The organism is Pseudomonas sp. F01002, from assembly GCF_004402115.1.
GTDB classification, from domain to species: Bacteria; Pseudomonadota; Gammaproteobacteria; order Pseudomonadales; family Pseudomonadaceae; genus Aquipseudomonas; species Aquipseudomonas frigoris.
On the sequence record NZ_SOPU01000027.1, the window covers coordinates 23,268 to 43,560 of the forward strand.

At 56.2% G+C, this 20,293-nt stretch carries 14 protein-coding genes; 5 read left to right on the forward strand and 9 right to left on the reverse strand.

Going from position 1 to position 20,293, the window contains the following annotated elements; genetic code table 11:
• Nucleotides 1-6: 6 nt before the first annotated feature.
• Entirely contained in the window at nt 7-1,311 is a 1,305-nt protein-coding gene (gene fahA, locus E3W21_RS22990) for a fumarylacetoacetase (RefSeq protein WP_134421971.1), read from the reverse strand.
• A gap of 3 nt (nt 1,312-1,314) precedes the next feature.
• Nucleotides 1,315-2,619 carry a homogentisate 1,2-dioxygenase gene (gene hmgA / locus E3W21_RS22995; RefSeq protein WP_129438377.1) on the reverse strand — a complete coding sequence of 435 codons (1,305 nt, stop codon included), beginning with the start codon at nt 2,617-2,619 and terminating at the stop codon, nt 1,315-1,317.
• Between the two features lie 165 nt (nt 2,620-2,784).
• On the opposite strand from hmgA, the gene E3W21_RS23000 reads away from it, so the two are divergent.
• Nucleotides 2,785-3,576 (forward strand): IclR family transcriptional regulator, encoded by a 792-nt coding sequence (locus E3W21_RS23000; RefSeq protein WP_129438379.1) that lies wholly within the window; start codon nt 2,785-2,787, stop codon nt 3,574-3,576.
• A gap of 52 nt (nt 3,577-3,628) precedes the next feature.
• Here E3W21_RS23000 and E3W21_RS23005 read toward each other — a convergent pair whose 3' ends face one another.
• The 4 genes from E3W21_RS23005 to E3W21_RS23020 all read right to left on the reverse strand — a co-directional run bounded on the left by E3W21_RS23005 (nt 3,629) and on the right by E3W21_RS23020 (nt 13,290).
• Nucleotides 3,629-7,144 carry a dermonecrotic toxin domain-containing protein gene (locus E3W21_RS23005; RefSeq protein ID WP_134421972.1) on the reverse strand — a complete coding sequence of 1,172 codons (3,516 nt, stop codon included), beginning with the start codon at nt 7,142-7,144 and terminating at the stop codon, nt 3,629-3,631.
• A gap of 161 nt (nt 7,145-7,305) precedes the next feature.
• On the reverse strand, nt 7,306-9,861 hold the full coding sequence (locus E3W21_RS23010; protein WP_134421973.1) for a LuxR C-terminal-related transcriptional regulator: 2,556 nt from the start codon (nt 9,859-9,861) through the stop codon (nt 7,306-7,308).
• A gap of 244 nt (nt 9,862-10,105) precedes the next feature.
• Nucleotides 10,106-11,473 (reverse strand): DUF1329 domain-containing protein, encoded by a 1,368-nt coding sequence (locus tag E3W21_RS23015; protein ID WP_134421974.1) that lies wholly within the window; start codon nt 11,471-11,473, stop codon nt 10,106-10,108.
• Nucleotides 11,474-11,496: 23 nt separating this feature from the next.
• Entirely contained in the window at nt 11,497-13,290 is a 1,794-nt protein-coding gene (locus E3W21_RS23020) for a DUF1302 domain-containing protein (RefSeq protein WP_134421975.1), read from the reverse strand.
• A gap of 754 nt (nt 13,291-14,044) precedes the next feature.
• Between E3W21_RS23020 and E3W21_RS31950 the strand changes: the two genes are divergently transcribed.
• From E3W21_RS31950 to E3W21_RS23035, 4 genes are all read left to right on the forward strand, one after another.
• Nucleotides 14,045-15,280 carry a hypothetical protein gene (locus E3W21_RS31950; protein WP_256661627.1) on the forward strand — a complete coding sequence of 412 codons (1,236 nt, stop codon included), beginning with the start codon at nt 14,045-14,047 and terminating at the stop codon, nt 15,278-15,280.
• A 32-nt stretch (nt 15,281-15,312) separates the two neighbouring features.
• The gene (locus E3W21_RS31955; RefSeq protein ID WP_256661628.1) at nt 15,313-16,215 is read left to right on the forward strand and encodes an S-type pyocin domain-containing protein; all 903 of its coding nucleotides are present in this window, start codon (nt 15,313-15,315) and stop codon (nt 16,213-16,215) included.
• A complete protein-coding gene (locus E3W21_RS23030) occupies nt 16,212-16,484 on the forward strand; it encodes a bacteriocin immunity protein (protein WP_256661629.1) in 273 nt (90 codons plus the stop codon). Before E3W21_RS31955 ends, E3W21_RS23030 begins: the two co-directional genes overlap by 4 nt.
• Before the next feature lie 224 nt (nt 16,485-16,708).
• The gene (locus E3W21_RS23035) at nt 16,709-17,476 is read left to right on the forward strand and encodes an N-acetylmuramoyl-L-alanine amidase (RefSeq protein ID WP_134421976.1); all 768 of its coding nucleotides are present in this window, start codon (nt 16,709-16,711) and stop codon (nt 17,474-17,476) included.
• A 77-nt stretch (nt 17,477-17,553) separates the two neighbouring features.
• Here E3W21_RS23035 and E3W21_RS23040 read toward each other — a convergent pair whose 3' ends face one another.
• From E3W21_RS23040 to E3W21_RS23050, 3 genes are all read right to left on the reverse strand, one after another.
• A complete protein-coding gene (locus E3W21_RS23040; protein ID WP_134421977.1) occupies nt 17,554-18,465 on the reverse strand; it encodes an SDR family oxidoreductase in 912 nt (303 codons plus the stop codon).
• 111 nt (nt 18,466-18,576) lie between these two features.
• On the reverse strand, nt 18,577-19,479 hold the full coding sequence (locus E3W21_RS23045) for an alpha/beta fold hydrolase (protein WP_134421978.1): 903 nt from the start codon (nt 19,477-19,479) through the stop codon (nt 18,577-18,579).
• Entirely contained in the window at nt 19,479-20,261 is a 783-nt protein-coding gene (locus tag E3W21_RS23050) for a class II aldolase/adducin family protein (RefSeq protein WP_134421979.1), read from the reverse strand. The genes E3W21_RS23045 and E3W21_RS23050 overlap by 1 nt, the downstream gene beginning before the upstream one ends.
• Between the last annotated feature and the right edge of the window lie 32 nt (nt 20,262-20,293).

Genomic DNA, 20,293 nt, shown 5'->3' on the forward strand with positions numbered 1-20,293 from the left:
ATCCTCTTAGCGCGCCGGCAGCACTTTGCCGCGGCATTCACCGAAACCGATGGAGGCAAAACCCTCGCGGTTGCAACGGGCGCGCAGGATGATTTCGTCGCCATCTTCAAGGAACTTACGCACCTCGCCGGACGCGAGTTCGATCGGCTTTTTACCGCCCTCGGTGATTTCCAGCAGGCTACCGAACTGACCGTTTTCCGGCCCCGACAAGGTGCCCGAACCGAACAGGTCACCGGCCTGCAACTGGCAGCCGTTGACGCTGTGGTGCGCGACCATTTGCGCCACGGTCCAGTACATGTGTTGGGTGTTGCTCAGGGTCAGGCGATGAGCCGGCAGTTTTTGCTCGCGCAGGCCTTCGGTGAGCAGCAGCACTTCCAGCTCGATATCGAACGCGCCCGCGGCTTGATCGCGCTTGTCGAACAGGTACGGCAGCGGCTGCGGATCGCCTTCCGGACGTGCCGGTTGAGCACGACGGAACGGTTCCAGCGCTTCGGCGGTAACGACCCAAGGCGAGATGCTGGTGATGAAACTCTTGGACAGGAACGGCCCCAGCGGCTGGTATTCCCAAGCCTGAATGTCTCGCGCCGACCAGTCGTTGAGCAGGCAGAAACCGGCGATGTGATCGGCGGCGTCACCGATGGCGATCGAGTCGCCCATCTCGTTGCCCTGACCGATCCAGATGCCCAGCTCCAGCTCATAATCCAGACGTGCACATGGACCAAACGTCGGCTCGGTCTGGCCGGCTGGCAGCGTCTGGCCTTTCGGACGGCGAACGTCGGTGCCGGACGGGCGAATGGTCGAGGCGCGGCCGTGGTAGCCGATCGGCACGTACTTGTAGTTCGGCAGCAATGGGTTGTCCGGACGGAACAGTTTGCCGACGTTCTGCGCGTGCTCGATGCCGACGTAGAAGTCGGTGTAGTCGTTGATTTTCGCAGGCAGGTGCATCTCGCAACTCGCCGCCAGTGGCAGCAATTTTGCACCTTGGGCTTCGATCTTGCCGTGCAGGGTGCTGCCTTCTTTGAACAGTTCCAGCAGGCGTTCGCGCAGGGCAACGCGAGCTTCACGACCCAGTTCGAAGAACGCGTTCAGCTGACCGCCACGGGTGGCTTCGACTGCAGTTTTTGCGACGCCATCGAACAGGCCGGCGTCCAGTGCAGCTTCCAGATCAAAGATATGTTCGCCAATGGCCACGCCACTGCGCGGTGCCGAACCCTTCACGCTGAACACGCCCAGCGGCAGGTTCTGCAGAGGGAAATCAGCATGGCCGTTGGCGGAGGCAACCCAGCTACGAGTGATGGAAGTCTGAGTCATGGGTTATCTCCGGGTCGGGTCGAAAGTGGCGGGCAGCGTGGCCCAGCAGGCATCGTAGTTGTTTTGCAGTTGCGGGCAATCCAGCGCGAAACGGCTCGGGCGCAGCACCTGGCTGGTCTCGAACATGAAGGCCATGGTGTTGTCGATTTTCGCTGGCGCGAGTTCGGCGTTGATCGCCTTGGTGCAGGTTTCGCCGTCCGGGCCGTGGGCGCTCATGCAACTGTGCAAGGACGCGCCGCCGGGCACGAAACCTTCGGCCTTGGCGTCGTACTCGCCCTTGATCAGGCCCATGAATTCGTTCATCAGGTTGCGGTGGAACCATGGTGGACGGAAGGTTTTCTCGGCGACCATCCAGCGTGGCGGGAAGATCACGAAGTCGAGATTGGCCAGACCGTGGACGCTGGTCGGCGACGTCAGGACAGTGAAGATAGATGGATCCGGGTGATCGAAGCTGACCGTGCCGATGGTATTGAAACGGCGCAGGTCATATTTGTACGGCACGTTATTGCCGTGCCAGGCGACCACGTTCAGCGGCGAATGATCGAGTTCGCAGCCCCACAATTGGCCAAGGAATTTCTGCACCAGCGTGGTCGGTTGCTTGAGGTTTTCGTAATGCGCGACCGGGGTCAGGAAGTCCCGCGCGTTGGCCAAACCGTTGCTGCCAATAGGCCCCAGGTCGGGCAGGCGCAGCGGCGCGCCGTGGTTCTCGGCAATGTAGCCGCGAGCTTGCGGGTCGAGCAGTTCGACGCGAAATTTCAGACCGCGCGGCAGCACGGCGATTTCCAGCGGTTCCAGTTCCAGCACGCCCAATTCGGTCGCAATACGCAAGCGTCCCAGCTCAGGGACCAGCAACAGTTCGCCGTCGGCGTTGAAAAACACGCGCTCCATGGAGCGGTTGGCGCGGTAGCTATAAATGCTGATCCCGGCCGGTTTTTCCGCGCCCGAGTTGGCGGCCATGCTCACCAGCCCGTCGATAAAATCGGTTGGCTCGGCCGGGATGTCCAACGGATTCCAGCGCAGACGGTTGGGGGTCACTTCACCCAACGCGCCGCCGGCCAGTTGCCGATCCAGTTTGACGAACGCCGGGTGATTGGCCGACGGCTGAATCCGGTACATCCAAGTGCGCCGCGCCTCGCTGCGGGCCATGGTGAACGCGGTACCAGAGAACAGTTCGGTGTAGAGACCGTACGGGGCTTTTTGCGGGGAATTCTGGCCGACGGGCAGTGCGTCGGGCAACGCTTCGCTGCTGAATTCGTTGCCGAAGCCGGACTGATAAGCCAGCGCGGGCGCCGTTGAATCGAGGTTCATGGAGCCTCCTGAACAGGGAGTAGGCAATGGCCTGTCGCTCCGTTTGAGAGGTCTCGGCACGCCCGGGTTGTTTTTATCGTAATTCGATTACGCTTAACGTAATTTGATTGGTATTGACCGTCAAGCTATAAAGACGCCCATTCGTCCCGGGATCAGACCGCCTCCATGGAAACGCCGCGCAGCAACGATAAACAGAAAGTCCGCTCGGCCGAGGTCGGCACCGACATCCTCAAGGCCCTGGCCGAGTTGTCGCCATCCACCTCGTTGTCACGCCTGGCCGAACACGTGCAGATGCCGGCAAGCAAGGTTCACCGCTATTTGCAGGCGCTGATTGCCAGCGGTTTTGCTGAACAGAATGCTGCCACCAACCATTACGGCCTGGGCCGCGAAGCCTTGCGCGTCGGTCTCGCCGCACTCAACAGTATGGACGTGCTGAAAGTCGGCGCCTTGCCCCTGGCCGAATTGCGCGATGAGTTGAACGAGACCTGCTTCCTGGCGGTGTGGGGCAACCAGGGCGCGACCGTGGTGCATATCGAACCGGCGGTCCGCGCGGTGACGGTGGTGACTCAGTTGGGTTCGGTGTTGCCGTTGCTCAGTTCGTCCACTGGCCTGGTGTTCAGCGCCTTTCTGCCACATCGGGAAACCGATGAATTGCGCGAACGGGAGATCGCCGTCGCCGACCACCTGCTGGCGGATGAAAAGACCTACGCCATCTTGTGCGAACAGATCCGCGAACGCGGTCTGCATCATGTGCATGGCTTGCTGATGCCGGGGGTCGATGCTTTGTCGGCGCCGGTGTTCAACGCCATCGGGAATGTTGCGGCGGTGATGACTATTGTTGGCCCGGCATCGTTGTTCCACGCCGACGAAAACGGCCCGGCGGCGCAGCGATTGCTGGCGGCGACGCGGGCCGTTAGTTGGCGGATGGGGTATGAGACATCGCCCATCCATTGTTGAAATGCAGTTCTAGTTCGACGCCTGGACTTTTCCAGGCCTATTGATCACTGCATTAACCTATCAATCGAGTCGTGCTCTGCACGTCGTATTGTGGAACGGCGACTGCCGTTATATAGCTGATGCCTACCGGGACCCCGGTTACAGTCGAGACAAGGTCGGTAATATCCTTGATTCTGGACAGTAGGCCAACTGCATTAACAGGTGCTCCTACCGAAGCGACAGTACCGATATATAGAGTAATAGCCCCTCTCCAGGCAGTGGCAAAATGGGCATTGGCCGCCTTGTCATTCCCCTCGCTGGAAGCAACTATTCCCAGGACGACTGAGTGAGTGATTCGGAGCATGCTCACCACAATGCCAACTGGCGGAATTAACAACGACACCACATCGAGTGCCAAATCAATCAGGATTTTTGCTTCCTGCCATATCGCTTCGGCCGGGCTTGTCGTCTGATAATCCACATCGGCAATAAAGCGTCCAATCATGGACCAGTATTCCTGCTTGAAAGCCAACACCGGATAGCTATTCTCCAGCACAGGCGTAGACGAGATCGGACCGCTCCAATGACTGTAACGGCTTATTTTGTTTTCTATGACATTTCTATGTTCCAGACGCGCCAATTTCAAAATATGCTGGCCATAACGCCAGCTCTTCAATCGAGCGGCTAACGCTTCGACAGGAAAGAAGTCTTTGCCATCGGGCGTATCAGGTATATAGATAATTAATTCTTCACGACCATTAACCCTGCGACCAAAGACATAGGCGCCCTCCAGTTTGCGACCTTCAAGCGTAAATTCGTAAACCCCAATACCCGGCTTACCACCTGCGATAATGTAACTCTCACGAGGGATGTCTCGATCAAAACCGTCAATCAACCCCTTTAACCAGTTGAACTGTTCCTGCGACATCTCACCTTTCATTTTCTGCGTGAGTGCCGACCGAAGCATTTCATTTTGTTTTAACTTTCGATAAAGGCTCACCTTCAAATCTACGTCAGGGGCGCTCAGGAATTTGGCCCGAAGATACTCAATGTATTTTTCACCTGGCATCAGATCAATGAGGGCATTAATTACTTTTGCATTCAGCGCCGCAATGGGTTGATTGGAAAAAGTCCAGAACGATGCACTCCTCAACTGTTCCTTGAGATCGAGAAATCTTCCGCCAAAAGGATTGATACCGAAGAAAAACTTTTCAAAGATCGAGATATCACTGCGCCACAACTGCCACTGGATGAACAAGTTGGTCAAACTGATTTTCGAATCAGCGTGAAACTTCACCCACACCTCATCAGGATCAATTTCCGGATGAGATCCGGAGCGACTCAGGTACTCGTTCAGCGTCTTCATCACCAGGCTTCGAGCGAATTTATGGAATGACTCAATATCAAGCTTGTCTTTGGAAATCTGATAAATTGACTTGAAGTCTGCATTTAAGCGATTCAACAGAAGCTGATCTGCCACATTCGAGTTCCTGTACCACCGCGGCGTAGCGACTTCCACCTCGTCCGCCTCCCAGCTGATTATATTCTGGACACTCCCTTTTAATAGACCATCTTCGATCCACTGTGTCAGTTGGATCGAGGACCACCACCACTCTTGTAACATCAAGCTCGGCTTTTCTACGTGATAATTTTCTTCCAACTCTTCCCTTTCACTTGAATATCCCTTCCCCCTCAAATAGGCCTGCCCTTCTTTGTCAAAAGCCCAAAGACCAATTTGCTGTTGTAAGCTTTTCAGATCAGGAAACTGAAACCACTCCTGCCCCGTCGGAAAACCCGGCGCATAAAGTACATGAGTGCTTCTATTGACATCGGCACTTTTCCTCCGATACACCATCAAATCTTTCATCGGCTTGAATCTGGCCCCTAGCGCAATCCCAGTTATCTCTATCGACGGATCGCCGAAGTTGTAACGCTGCACTATGTCCTGAGCGACCGAGGTAACGTGGTTTTGCAAGATGGCGCCAAACATTGTCAAGGCGGTCTTTCGCCCCAAGCGCTCTCGCATCGATTCGACGACGTGATCCTGTGAATAAACCCGTTGTCTCGCCATGTTATACGCCACACGAAGGTTTAACGACTGAATCGCTCGCACAATATTAGAAGGACTTAACTTTGGATTGTTATAGAACTCCTCTACAACCACCACATACTGTCCCTCTTGATCATGAGCACCGTACATGAAAGCCTGAGTCAGCGTTTTTCGCTCACTGTGCTCTACTTTTTTTCCGTCCGCTAATTTAACAGTATGCCGAACAGTCACAAAGATGGTGTCTGGATCAATACGTTCATCTGTACCTGGCGAAATGAAATCTCCTACAACTCCGTGAACATAGTTTTTAAACGTTGAAGCACCTTTAGTCGCTTCATGAAGCTTCACCTCGCTTTCAAGCAATCTCTGCTCAAGGGACGCATAAAGTTCTTGATTAGTTTCATAACTCTCCTTCAACCATCCTGGCCGGGCATTTCTCGAAATCAACTTAATGAAAACGGCGGCACGACCTTTGGCATCCTTGGTCATCTCTTCCAGATGCAGCATTGAGCCAATTTCCTGCACCGTTTTTTCGTTATCCGAACGCGAGCCGTTCATTTCCCGTAGCTGACCAACGATATTGGCCATTTGCTTCTTCAGCGCGGCATTGATGCCAGCCGAAAATACATCTTCATCAATTCTCGAATAACGAATATCAGGACTATTGCTGACCTGATCTACGTCATCGGACGAAAGACCTTTCAGGAGCTCTGCCCGATGGGGCGGCTCACTCAGACGCTTCTTGAGTGCCTCATGCAGTGCCCGCGAAGTAACGAACTTCTCCACACCTCGACTCGGCGTATAAAGAATCACTGCGCTGTCAGTCGTCGGGATAATCGCCCCCAACGACTGACCATCCAGGCGCATGACGAAGGTCGAAGCCAATGCCGCGAAACCTCCTTCATGCAACTGAACCGAGACACCATAAAACGCGCTGGGAAGCAGAGGGCTGGCCAACTCATTGACTTTCTTTTCGTCGTCCGGTGTCAAACCACCCTCCGCCGCCATGACGGCCAACTCACGCCAGAAAAGCGTGACATAGAGGGTTCGCAATTTGCTTTTACGCGTAGATAATGGTCGCCCTGTGGCGTCGGAACCCTGAGAGGCAGACCAATACCGGTCAATAACCACAGCGTACTTTTCCGGCAGATTCAGGAGTAGTTCTGTGATCAGTTTGCCAACCGTTACGATATCCAGAACAGGGTGGCGATCCTCTTCAGCCGTCGAGTCACGCCAGTCGTATACACCATACTCAGCAGCGTTATAAACAGGTGCACGCCCACGTAACAGACACTCCATAACTACGTCATTCAGCACGCCTGTTGGCTCATTGGCAGACGCAGAAGCACTGTCGCGCCGATTGATAAAGACCCTGCTGACATACACTTCCGGATCCAGTCTCTGAAGTTCCTTCAACACACATTCCTGAAGCAATCCTTTGAACGAAGGAGCACTCGTCAACTGACTAGATAACTGCTTAATAGCCTCACTTACTTCAGCCAGTTTAAACTGCGGATTTAAAATCCTCTGATCATCCATAACCAATTTTCTCTGAATTATTTAATTGAAGGAGTGAAGCTTTTAACCTCACCCACTTGCAATCAAGCTAAATCAGACACCAGCAACAAATAAAGCCAAAATTCCTTTCAACTCATGTAGTACTTTAAAGTTACAGTTTTAACATCCGCCCCCTCAGCACTCTACTTCCACAAACCCAACAATCGGGCTTTGGCAACAGCATGAGTTCTGCGTTCCACACCTAACTTTCCGTGAATTCGCCGCACGTGAGTTTTTACCGTATGCAATGAAATAAAAAGTTGTTCGGCGATCTGCTGATTCGAATTGCCAGACGCAATTAATGTCAACACCTGTGTCTCTCGCAGACTAAGCGGGTTATCGTCACTTATTGCATCAGTTTGTTCTGCTATGCAGGCAATGATCCCCAGTTCCGCTAACAGATTCGGCTGCCGCAGACGAAGCTGGCTCAATAAAAGCGGCAAGTTGCAACGACGAACGAGCTCCAGACCTTGCTCAAGAGCCTCTCTGGCCAAAGCAAAGTTGCCCTGAACAAAAGCTACTTCCGCGATCGCCAGGTGCAACTCGGCTTCGAGACCCTGCGCGCCGCCTGCTTCTGCACGATCTGAAAAGTGCTTGAGCAGGGTCAGCGGCTCAAGCGCTCGTTGCAGATGAACCTCCGCCAGAACCAGCAGGTACTCGATACGCGGTATCAGTTCCATCGTCGCTGGTGGCGCTTGACGTGCGTGCGGTCCGCGATAGTGACGCAATACACGAGTCAACGCTTCATGAGCGAGTTCGGGGCGCCCTTGCTGGAGCCAGAAATGACTGCTGACTTGCAGCAGGGCGCCCCTGTAAACGGTGTCCGGAATCTGGCGCTGTTGCATCAGCCGCTCCGCGTCGCGCAGTCGGACAAAGGCCAGGGAATAGTCACGCTGATTGGCTGCCAGTTGCGCCTGACCGAGAAAGCCGTAAAGCACGCGCTTGTCGTGGTTGCGCAAACAAACATCCAACCCTGCCTGAAAGAGTTCCGCTGCGCGCTCGTCCTGCCCCTGGCACAAAGCCAGACGCCCGCGACGCAGGGCGATTCGGCCCAGCAATGGAGTGGAACGGGTTGATTGTTCACGGAGCAGATCAGAAATGTTGGCAAGTAATGTTTCTGCACGACCGAGAGCCCCGCGTTGCTCCAGTAATTGCGCGTGATCGAGTTCCAGCAGCCCTTCGAACACCAGCGAGCCTTGTGCTCGCGCCAGGCACAACGCATCTCGGTTTATCGCCTGCGCCACATCCAGTTCCCCCCGCAGCAAGGCCTGTTGCGTCAAACCCGACAGGCACATCAAGCGCACGGGCCAGAGGGCAGGACCGAGCACGGTCAGCGCCTCGAGAAAATGCGCGCGCGCCCCCTCCATGCGCCCCTGCAAATGCAGTAGCCAGCCTTGCTGGGCCTGCCAACGCGCAATCAATTGCCGCTGAAGGAACGCCGACGGCTGAGGGGTGAATCGAGACAGATGTTCGATGCAATCGGCCGCTTGCTCGAATCGACCGGCAAACAGCAAGGCTGCGGCGATCAACCCGACCAGTTGCGACGACCCGAGCATCAGTTCCTCGCCCTGCTGCTCATGCAAACGCAACAACAGCACGACCGTCTGTTCCTCGAACAGGTGCTCGAAACTGAAATGCTGCAACAGGCTGACGGCGACCTCGAACTCTTCAGCCAGCAGTGCTTGTTCGAAGGCGGCTTTCCAATCGAGTTCGGCCGCAAACCACTGGCAGGCACGACGATGCCAGGAACGTCCCGCCGGCCATTGCTCATCGCGCATCAACTGGGTGAGTGGCGGGAAAATCTGCAGCCAGTCTGCCGAGCCCTGCCAAGGCTCGATAAAACAACCCAATTCTTGCAACGTCCTCAAACATTGCGCACCTTCACCCGCGCCAAACAGGTGATCGCACAGCCTTGCATTGAATCGCGGTAAATGGGCGAGTACCCGCCAGGCTTCCGTCAGCTCCGGCGTCAGCGTGGTGAACAACTCGTGCTCCAGGTAATCGAGCAAGGTGTTCGTTCGGCCATGTGGCGTGTTGTTGTGTGACCAGTCGCATTTTTGCAGTAGCGCAATCCGTACGCCGGCGCACCAGCCACCACTGCGCTGGATGATCTTGCCGGCGACAGTATTGGCCTCGGCCGGTGCCAAATGTCGCAACAGCTGGGCGATCTCGCTTTGATTAAACGCCAGCGTGGAGTGCTCGCATTCATATAACTCATCATCAAGCAGCAACCGCGGCCAGTTGCATTGCGGCCGACGGCGGGAGCCCACCCACCAGGTCAACATCGGGCTACTGATCGCCAGCATGCGATCCAGCAGCAGGTCTAATTCGGGGTTCGGGACGCGGCAATAGTCATCGAGAAACAGCCAGGTTGGCGTCTGCAATCGTGACAGATACCCCAGCAAATCGGATTCGCCCGACGAAGCCAACCCCAGCGTTTCTGTCAGACGATGACGAAAATCCACCGCGCTCAACACCGTGCCAGACAATGGCAACCAGAACACGCGGCACTGCGGCGGTGCCTGCAACAGGCATTCGGCGAGCAGCGCTGTCTTGCCACTGCCGGCCGGCGCGCAAAGTAATTTCACCCGGGCCGTGGAGGCCAGTAACGGCTCGGTCAAGCGAACCCGCAACTGGTGATGAGTGGACAGACGGGGCAGAAATCCAGAACGGTCCAGACACGGGATCATGGCGGTCATTGCGGCGTGCCTTTTTATAATTGTCCGGCAACCCTAGCCCTCTCTAACCCGCTTGTTGAGAAGTATTCAGCACGCTGATTGGCAGCCATAAAAAAGGCGACCACCCGGTTAATGCCGGTCAGTTAAGGTGCAAAACCTGTGGGAGCGAGCTTGCTCGCTCCCACAGAGGTTGCGGTGTTCACACCCTTAACTGACCGGCATTAACCAACCGGTCGCCTTTTGTACTGTCGATGTATCAAAACCCTTACCGAACGCCCTCGGCGCGCAAGGCCGATGGCGTGTAGTCGGCAGCCTTGGCTTCGAAGCCGAATTCGAAACTGTGCTTCTCTTCGTTCTTCATTCCCAGGGCAATGTATCGGCCGGCAATGATGTCGTAGAGCGCTTCGAGGGTGTAGGCCGGGGTCTGGTGATCGTAATAGTACTGAGCGTGCCCCTCGGCCACCCGCCACAGCTGACCGCGACCGTCGTAGTGGTCCGCCAGCGCCACTTGCCAGCTGTCTTCGTCGAGGTACATGTGGCGTTTGGCGTAGATGTGCCGTTCGCTCGGCTTGACCGTACCGATCACTTCCCAGACCCGGTGCAACTCATAACGGGTCAGGTCCTGATTGATGTGGCCGGATTTCACAATGTCATCGTACTTGAGGCTTGGCGAATCGAGTTTGTAGCTGTTGTAGGGAATGTACATTTCCTTCTTGCCGACCAGTTTCCAGTCGTAGCGATCCGGTGCACCGGAGAACATGTCGAAGTTGTCGGACGTGCGCAGGCCGTCAGCGGCAGTACCCGGCCCGTCATAGGCCACTTGCGGTGCGCGACGCACACGGCGTTGGCCGGCGTTGTAGATCCACGCCAGACGCGGCTCTTTCACCTGATCGAGGGTTTCGTGCACCAGCAGCACGTTACCCGCCAGACGCGCAGGTGCCGTCACCGACTGTTTGAAGAAGGTCAGCACGTTGGCAGCTTTTTCCGGGTCCAGTTCCTTCATCAGTTGCGGTACGGCGATCTCTTCCTCGAAGCGGATCGGCGTGTAGCTGCCGTTCGTTTGCGGGGTCACCTGAGTGATGATGCGTCGCAGGTTGCCGCCGTGATAGCGGGTGATGTGGTTCCACAGCACCTCGACGCCGACCTTCGGAATCGGGAAGGCGTAGTAGCGGTTGCCGGTGAAGTTGGCCAGGCCGTTACCGTCGTTGATGCTGTTCACGTTCAGCGCGCTGCGCTTGGCCGACTCGTAAATCTCCGGGGGTACGGCCACGGTGCGGTGGGTCGGATAGACCGGGATCTTGTAGGTTTCCGGGTAGCGCTTGAACATCGCCACCTGACCTTCCGACAACTTGTCTTTGTACTTGTCGACGTTGGCAGGCGTGATGACGAACAGCGGTTTTTCGCTGGCGAACGGGTCGGCCAGGAAGCCTTTACTGTCCACCGCGCCGGCATTTTTCGGGATACCACCGGTCCAGGCCGGGATCGAGCCATCAGCGTTGCCGGCCTTCTCGGCGCCGAGCGGCGTGAGGCTGGTGCCGAGTTTGTTCGCTTCTTCCGGCGACACCGCCGCCATCACGTTGGCAGCCAGCAGGCTCAGGGCCAGGGCGCCGCATTGCAGAATCATCTTGCGCATTAAAATCATCCTTCTCAGCCAGATCAGAAGTTCACGCCGAAGCTCAGCGCCAGGAAGTCGCGGTCTTCCAGGGTGTTGTAGTCACCGCCGAAGAAATCGGTGTAACTGAGGCTCGCGGTATAGGTGTTGCGGTAGTCGGCATCGACGCCGACGCTGACGGCCTTGGCGCCTTCGTTGAACAGCCCGTTGGGGCCGTAGCCGGCGACGTCGTGGGACCAGGACAGGTTGGGCTTGAGGTTGATCCCGCCAATCACGTTGGCGTAATCGAGGATCGCCCGGGCGCGGTAGCCCCAGGAGGTCGAGGTGACGAAGCCGTCGGTATCGCCGCCAAAACCGTACTGGCCATAGACCGAGTCACGGCCGTAACGCAGCTTGGTTCGAGACTCCAGACCACCCACGTGCACCACCGCCGCTTCGCCAACCAGGGTCAGCCGTTGGGCACCCAGCACTTGGTCGAAGAAGTGCGTCAGGGTGCTCTGGACCTGCGTCACTTCTTTGCGGCGGTAGCCTTTGTTGTCGGCACCTGGCGTGGTCGCGACAGGCGATGCCGCGCCGCGTGCGATTGGGTTGAGCAACGCCAGGGTCAGGTCGTTGGTGTTGACTTGCACCGGAGCGTTGGGGCGATAGCTGATCTCGCCGGTCCACGCCGTGCCGGTAGACAAGGTGGTGGAAAAGCTCGCGCCGTAGAGACGAATGTCTTCCGGGTACTCAAGGTAATACTGGCCGCGTCCGAGCATCACACTCTGAGCCAGTGCAGACCCGGTACCGGGCGCGATTCTGTTGGCGGCACCGACGATGGCCGGGATCCGTGCCAGCGTTGTCAGGCCGGCTGTGGTGGTGCCGACCGTCGGGGTACGGCTGTGATAGTTCATGAAGTACAGACCGTACTCGGTGTCGTCGCCGAGCCAGCGCAACGCCGTGCCCCACTGCCCGGAGTCGCGGGCATCGCGGTCACCGCCACGTGGGACGATCACGCCTTCCCTGCCGACCTCGAAGCCTTGGCCAAACGCTGCAGCGATCGGTTGCAACGGTGCGATCGCCGGGCTGGCAACGGTGTAGTTCTTGTTGCAGCCGTCTGCCACCACGTCGTTGCCGAAGAAGGTGCCGCAGTTGTCGACGACAGTCTGGTCCCACTCCAGTTGATAGAAACCTTCCACCGAGAGCTGATCGGTCAGACCCTGGGAGGCGAACAGCATGTTCACCGGAATCAGGCCTTCCTTGATTTCGGCGCCAGGACGACGGAACGCTGAAACGTCGATCGGGTTGATGCTGTTGATCGAGTTGCCGATGAAGGTACTTTCACCCCAACTGACCACCTGCTTGCCGGCGCGCACAGTGCCCGGCAGATCGGCGATGGAATAGTTGTGATAGACGAAGGCATCGAGCAGCTGCGCCCCGGAGGATTTGGCGCCTTCTTTACGACCGCTGTCACTGATCTGCTTGAACTCACGGTCCTCGTCCTTGAGTTCGAAGTCGTACCAGTACTTGCCACGCACGAACACACCGGTGTCGCCGTACTTCAATTCAAGGTCATGAATACCTTTGAAGATCTTGGAGAAGGTTTCGCCCTTCTTGAAGTTCAGCCGCCCGTCATCCCCGGTCGAAGACTGGCCGGTCCCGCCATTGACGATGCCCACCAGGGATTTGTCGGCATCGCGCATGCCCCAGCTCGCGCCGACGGACAGCGAAGAGTCAAAGGTCCCCTCGATTTCCCCGATGTTGAATGAAACAGCCTGCGCCTGGGCGCAGCAACCCAAGGCAACCGCAGCGGCGAGCGCTTGCGGCGTGAAGATGGCGCGCATTGTTGTTTTTGTCATGCGTCTTCCCCGGTGAGTGACAGAAGGCCTCACCCTACTGCCGCACGTTGGGAGCGATAAGCGCACCAAGGAGGTATTCGCGATGTACCTCCAAAGGATGAATGCCCGCATGGGACGGCGTTTTGCGCGGGTTATGGATGGGCTGGATGGGGGGTTATCAACGCAACGCATGGCGTGTAGGCGGGGTCTGTCAGCACTGTTACTCATGCTGCAACAGTTCATGTCATGAATTGCTATTTTTCCTTTTGGCTCAAGGCCTTATTCTTGCCGGGCTTTCACGGCAAACGGCCGGAAAGCACGAAGCAATGGCCAGTGTCCCGTCCACGCCATTGGTGACAGATTTCAGAGGAGTTGAAGATTTTCGACTCATCGCCCTGTGTTCACTGACGTTGATTTATTGCTCCTTGATCAATCGTCTTACTTTGGCCGCTGCGTTTGCAGCGGCCTTTTTTATGGGCGGTGGTTTTGTGACGGTGGTGAAGAGCAACTTTTGTTTAATACATTCCTACAGGATGTTTCCGACAACGCTATAAGAAACATCTTTTTACGCAAAAGATAATCATGCAGTTATTCCTATCCAATAGAAACTTCCCTCGATCTTATATGTAACGCCCCACACACCTCTCAGACCCATGATTCCCACTTCTGCTGTAGCTTTAAATGGCACGAAGCAATAGATGGCATCCGTTTTCGTAATGACTGACCAGCAAGTCGTTATTTTTAAAGCACCAAGCACATTCAAAAGGATATGAATATGCAAAAGCCTCCAAGGCCGCCCAATCAATCAAGGCCAGTTTATTATCTCGATGAAGCTGTCGATATAACAGCTGATGCACCCGATCACATGATTACCGTACCTCGAACATCAAGCACATTGATGTCAGGTGCATTCGGCCGCAGCGTGCCGACCTATTATCAAAATCAAAACGCGGTAAAAGCCACAAATAAAGGGCTGGAACAGGAATATCAGGCGAAGGCCAGTCAATTACCGCAGTCCATCGAAGCCGAACTGGCAGCGACCCGGCTTCAAGGCCCAACTGATCCACTTCCACCCTTGCAATCAATAGTCAGGGAACTGGGAGTTCTGAATAAACTTACACAACAGAAAACCGCTGAGTTTCACAGTAAAACAGTGATTGCCAATGCGTTTTATGGGGGCGACCCATCTAACCGGCATATCAATGAGTTCATGAAGAAAGCCACGACGATGGAAAAGCGGCCGGGGCCGACCGGCATTGCCATGCAAGCCTTGAATCAATCACTCAAAGCCGCGATCGAAGCCAGATTACTGTCTCAAACCTTGCAGTCGCTCCACCAGCGAACAGTCAATCTTCAACACACCCTCAGTGCCATGCAGGCCACTGAACAGACGCGATTGGCAGCGGAACAGGAAGCTCAACGTGTCGCTGCTGAACAGGCACGCATCAGGGCGGAAGCTGAAGCACTGGCCCATGCCCAAGAGCAGGCCCGGTTAGCAGCACTGGCAGAAGCCGAGCGATTGGCCGCCGAGCAAGCCCGGATTGCCGCTGAGGCTACTGCTCGATACATCGCTGCTGAACAGGCTCGCCTCAAAGCCGAGGCCGAAGTTCAAGCCGAACTACTACGCTTCCAAGCGCAACGGGAAGTAAACAGAAAAGCGCTTATGGAGGTGTTCGCCGAATTTCAAAGGCAAAACCAGCAGGAACGCATTGAAAAACAGCTGCGAGTGGAGAGAAAGGCACAAGAACAGAAACAGCAACAAGCTCTTCTGAATGCCCAGGCTGAGGCCCAACGACAAGCCGAGCAGGCACGCCTACTCGCGCAATGGCGAGAGGAAACAGAGGCTCGTTGGCAGAGCCCCACGTTTGCCAATGTCGGTTCGATGGCGGCATTCGGCCCAACGTTTACCGGCACACTCGGAACTGTAGGCGTTAGTCCAGCGACCTCCTTGGCACTCAGGACCGCGTTACGTGCAGCGTATCCGCGGCTATCGCAGCACTCGCGTCAGTAGCAGCGCCGGTACTGGTCGGGTTCGCTGCCCTATTGGTTCCCTCCAGGCTGGGTAGCGGTGATCTTTTCTCCGTAAGTGTTCCGCTGTCAGAACTCGCTCCTGATTCAACGGCCGACCTGTATGAACTGGCAGCCGTCGGAGGGGAAATCGACCTGCCGGTGAGACTCGGCTCGAGGACGATAGGCAATAGCGTAGAGATTGTCGTTGTTGCCACTGACGGAGTGACAGTACCCGCCAGCGTGCCGGTAAGGCTTGCTCACTTTGACGCGCGCAAGAATGTTTACGTTTCCGGCAGCACCGTCTCCAACGGTCCCGTTATCACCTGGACACCGTTGGTTGAACCGCAGGATCCTTCAACGGAATTTCCTCTGATCGACACTGACCTGCCGATCTATGAAGGCGCTACCGTCACCCCCGCCGCGGGACGAATCGATCCGTTTCCGGAGCTTGACCGCTACGGGTTTGGCGGCTTCATCACCGTCTTTCCGATCGATTCCGGCATCCCTCCGACGTTCACGATGTTCAGGGATCGGCGGCAGGATCCCGGTATTGCCAGCGGGAGCGGACATTCGGTTTCAGGAAATTGGTTGGGTGCAGCCTCGACGCTGGAAGGGGCGCCGATCCCCAAGCAGATTGCGGATAAACTTCGGGGGCGGGAGTTTTCGAGCTTCAAAGCGTTTCGCAGAGTCTTTTGGAAGACAGTAGCAAGTGAGAGATTTTTGAATAGACAGTTCACTCCACTCAATAAAATTGATTTGAGAGATGGATTATCACCAAGTGCCAAGTCTTCGGAACAAGTGGGCAGACGGAAAAAATTTGAAATACACCACGTTAAACCTATCAGCGAAGGTGGCGCAGTCTACGATATAGACAATCTTCGTATACTGACACCAAAGCAGCACATCGAAGCCCACTCCAAAAAAGGAGAAATGTGAAAATAACACTTAAAGACAGATATGAAGATTACACAGAGTCCGAATACCTGAATATTATAAAACGTTTGTTCCAGGGGAGATTCTCATCAGAGAAAGAGCACGATGCTTTTGTGGATAATATTGTAAGCACTTCAGAACATCCAAACGGCACCGATATCTTATATTATCCAGAGAAGGGTGTTAAAGACGGTCCTGCCGGTGTACTAAAGGCCATAAAACAATGGCGAGCAGCCAACGGCAAACCAGGTTTCAAATCCGAAGCACAGTAATCCAAACAAAGAAGCAAGCATTCGTGCTTGCTTCTTATACTGCACCTTCACCGCCAGTCCTTATGCAAACTCGCGAGACTTCCTACCACCTACACATTTCTCGGAAAGCGACTACATAGTTCTGTAATAACGCGAAGCGTCCCAGCGATTAAGGTTAATCACAAGTCAGCCACTCGTTTAAAACCTTGCTGACTTCAACCTAATTCACTGCGAGCACTCTTTTCATGAAGCCTATTGACTACAACAAATACCGCTCCACCAAAAGTTTCAACACCCGAGTACGTTTTCTGATCTTTCACTACACAGCCGGCAACTTCTCCAGTTCGGTGAATGCACTCACCGGCCCGAATGTCAGCGCCCACTATCTGGTTCCCGACATCACCGATCCGAGCTACTTGAAAGCAGGTTATACCGGGCAGGAAGTTTTCAATCTCGTCGACGAAACCAAGCGTGCTTGGCATGCGGGTGTCAGTACCTGGGGCAATCGAAGCAATCTGAACGACACGTCTATCGGCGTTGAAATCGTCAACCTTGCGACGTTTAGCCAAGGTGTTTTCAACTTTCCGCCGTATCAGCCAGAACAAATTGCCGCCATTGAAGAGCTGGCGTTGAACATCCTTGAACGCTACCCGGACATCAGCCCGACCCATGTTCTGGGGCACTCGGATATTTCGGTCGGCCGCAAGAGTGACCCAGGGCCGAAATTCCCCTGGCATGCCCTTTACTTGAAAGGCGTCGGTGCCTGGTTCGACGATGCCACCCGAGATACCTATCTGCAGCAATATTGCGAGACCGGCATTCCAGCCCGAACCGAATTGCTCAAACTGTTCAAGACTTACGGGTACGACGTTTCCGGTGCGTCAACCGAACAAGGCTTCACACACCTGGTTCGGGCCTTTCAGCTGCACTTTCGCCCGCAGACTTACGACGGGGTCATGGATGCGCAAACGGCCGCGAATCTGGCGGCATTGGTTCACAAGTATTTTTCTTGATCACCGCTGCAAGCCAGATGTCGGGGCCGAATGTTAAGAACCAGCAAGGTCAAGAACGGTGACCTAGCTGGTTTCCATCAAAGCGAATACTTCTGCAAATTCGCCATCATTTCCTTCAGCGCTTCAAGGTTGTCCTGCGGGTGCGCCGCGCCTTCGAAATCACAAATCTGCTGCCAATGCGCCGCCACATCTTCGGGGGAGAAACCAACCCGAGGATCAAACCCCGCGCCGAGGCTTCGTTCCCAGCGCACCTTGCCCATCCAGCCGCCACCGACTTCAAACAGCCCGGAAGTTTCCTGGCAGTTCTCGCTGGCGAGGTACACCACCAGCGGGCTGACCAGTTCCGGTTTGAGTTGTTCAAAGACTTGCGGCGGGATCAGGCCTTCGGTCATGCGGGTGCCGCCGGTGGGGGCGATGGCGTTGACCAGGATGTTGTTCTTGCGGCCTTCGATGGCCAGGGTGCGGGTCAGGCCGTAGAGGCCGAGTTTGGCCATTCCGTAGTTGGACTGGCCGAAGTTGCCGTAAATGCCCGAGGTCGAAGCGGTGAAGATGGCGCGGCCGTAGTTTTGCTCGCGCAGGTGCGGCCAGGCGGCACGGGTAACTTTGTAGGCGCCTTCGACGTGGACGCGGTAAACCAGGTCCCAGTCGCCGTCTTCCATTTTGTGGAAGGTTTTGTCCCGCAGGATCCCGGCGTTGTTGACCACTACATCGACACGGCCGAAGGTGTCCAAGGCGTTCTGAACGATTTTGTCGCCGTCGGTGACGGAGTCATGGTTGGCCTCGGCGATACCACCGGCCTCGCGAATTTCGGCCACCACCCGGTCGGCCGCCGAAGCGTTTGCGCCTTCGCCCTGAGCCGAGCCGCCGAGATCGTTGACCAGCACTTTGGCGCCCTGTTTGGCGAACAGCAGCGCGTGGGCCCGGCCCAGGCCGCCGCCAGCACCCGTGATGATCACGACTTTATCTTCGAAGCGCACAGACTCATTCATTGGGGGACTCCAGCAGGCCAGGGGACAATGAGTCCGAGTGTCAGGCACGGCGACGCGGGTCACAATGAACTGGGGTGAGGCTGAATGGTGCGCGATAAGGCAGAGGGATAATCAGGAGCAGGCGGCCTTGCGCGGCGGTGAAACCAGCTGATCGCGAAACTCCAGATAGTGCTTGAGTACCTGCCCCGGCGCCTCGGTTTGCGGGTAGTGGCCGATGCCGGGCAACAAGACTGTGTCCGGGTTCGGGATCAGTTCCCGATAGCGCTCGACCATGTGCGCACCGGAAATCGGATCGACCTCACCATCGATCACCCGCAACTGCACTTCACCACGCTGCATCGCGCTGACCCAACGCTCGCGCTGGGCACGCCGCTCAGGGATGTAGGCGATCAATTTGTGCATGATCCGTGGCCCGTGATTGCTCTCGATCAGGCTCCAGAAATCATCCATTTCGCTCTCGGTGGGACGGCTCTGCGGACCGAAGATCTGCCGGAAACTCTTCACCAGACCGTCACGGGAAAAGGCTCGCCCGATCATCCAGCCCAAGGGGCTGAGCAGGAGCTTTTGCATCAGTACCGGACGATGGGTTTCGGGAAAGAGGCCGCCATTGAGGAACACACAGCTGGCGATATGGATGCGCACTTCGTAATGCCGGGCCAACAGTTCCTGAGCCACGCTGTCGCCATAATCGTGGGCCAACAGGTGCACCGGCTGCTCGACCTTCACATGCTCCAGCAAGGCCTGTTGCAGATCAGCCTGCTCCAGCAGGCTGTATTCGTGGTCCACCGGTTTTGCGGAGTCGCCAAAGCCGAGCATGTCGCAGGCAATCACCCGATAGCGCTGGGTCAGCGGCTGCCAGAGGAAATGCCAGTCCCAACTGGCGGTCGGGAAGCCATGAATGAGCAACAGTGGCTCACCCTGCCCGGCCGTCCAGTAACGGATGGTCTGGCCACGGAATACGAACGTCTGGCTGCGTTTGCGCCAGACACACAGGGGGATCTCGGCGAGTGCCATTAGAGTTTATAACCCGCGTCTTGTTTATCGAGTTTGCGCAGCAGCGCTGGCCATGCGAGTGCGCCGCCCATCCCTTGAGCACTTTTGGTGACGCCGGCGATCATTGCCTTGGCGCCTGCCAGAATCTGCGGTTCGATGGCGATCAACTCGGCGCCACCGTTCTGCGCCAGCACCTGGATATCGCAGGCGCGCTGGAAGGTAAACATCATCAGGAACGTATCGGCGATGGTAGCGCCGCAGGTCAGCAGACCGTGGTTGTGCAGCATCAGGAAATTGTTTTCGCCGAGGTCGGCTTGCAGTCGCGCCTTCTCTTCATGGTTAAGCGCAACACCTTCGTAGGCGTGATAAGCCAGGCTGGACAGGACAAACAATGATTGTTGGCTGATCGGCAAAATGCCTTGTCTCTGCGCCGACACCGCGACACCCGCCGCCGTATGGGTGTGCAGCACGCAGACGACATCGTGACGAACCTCGTGCACCGCGCTGTGGATGGTGTAACCGGCCGGGTTGATCTCGTAAGGGCTGTCCATCAGCTTGTTGCCGGCCTGATCGACCTTGACCAGGCTCGAGGCGGTAATCTCGTGGAACATCAGCCCGAACGGGTTGATCAGAAAGTCTTCGGTACCGGGGACCTTGGCCGAGATGTGGGTAAAAATCAGGTCATCCCAGCCATGCAAGGCAACCAGACGATAGCAGGCGGCCAGATCGACGCGGGTCTGCCACTCGGCGGCGCTGACCTGGTCTTTGACACTGTGTGGCGATGGGACGGGGGCTACGTTCACGGCAAGGAACCTCTAATTTTTATTCTTGGGGT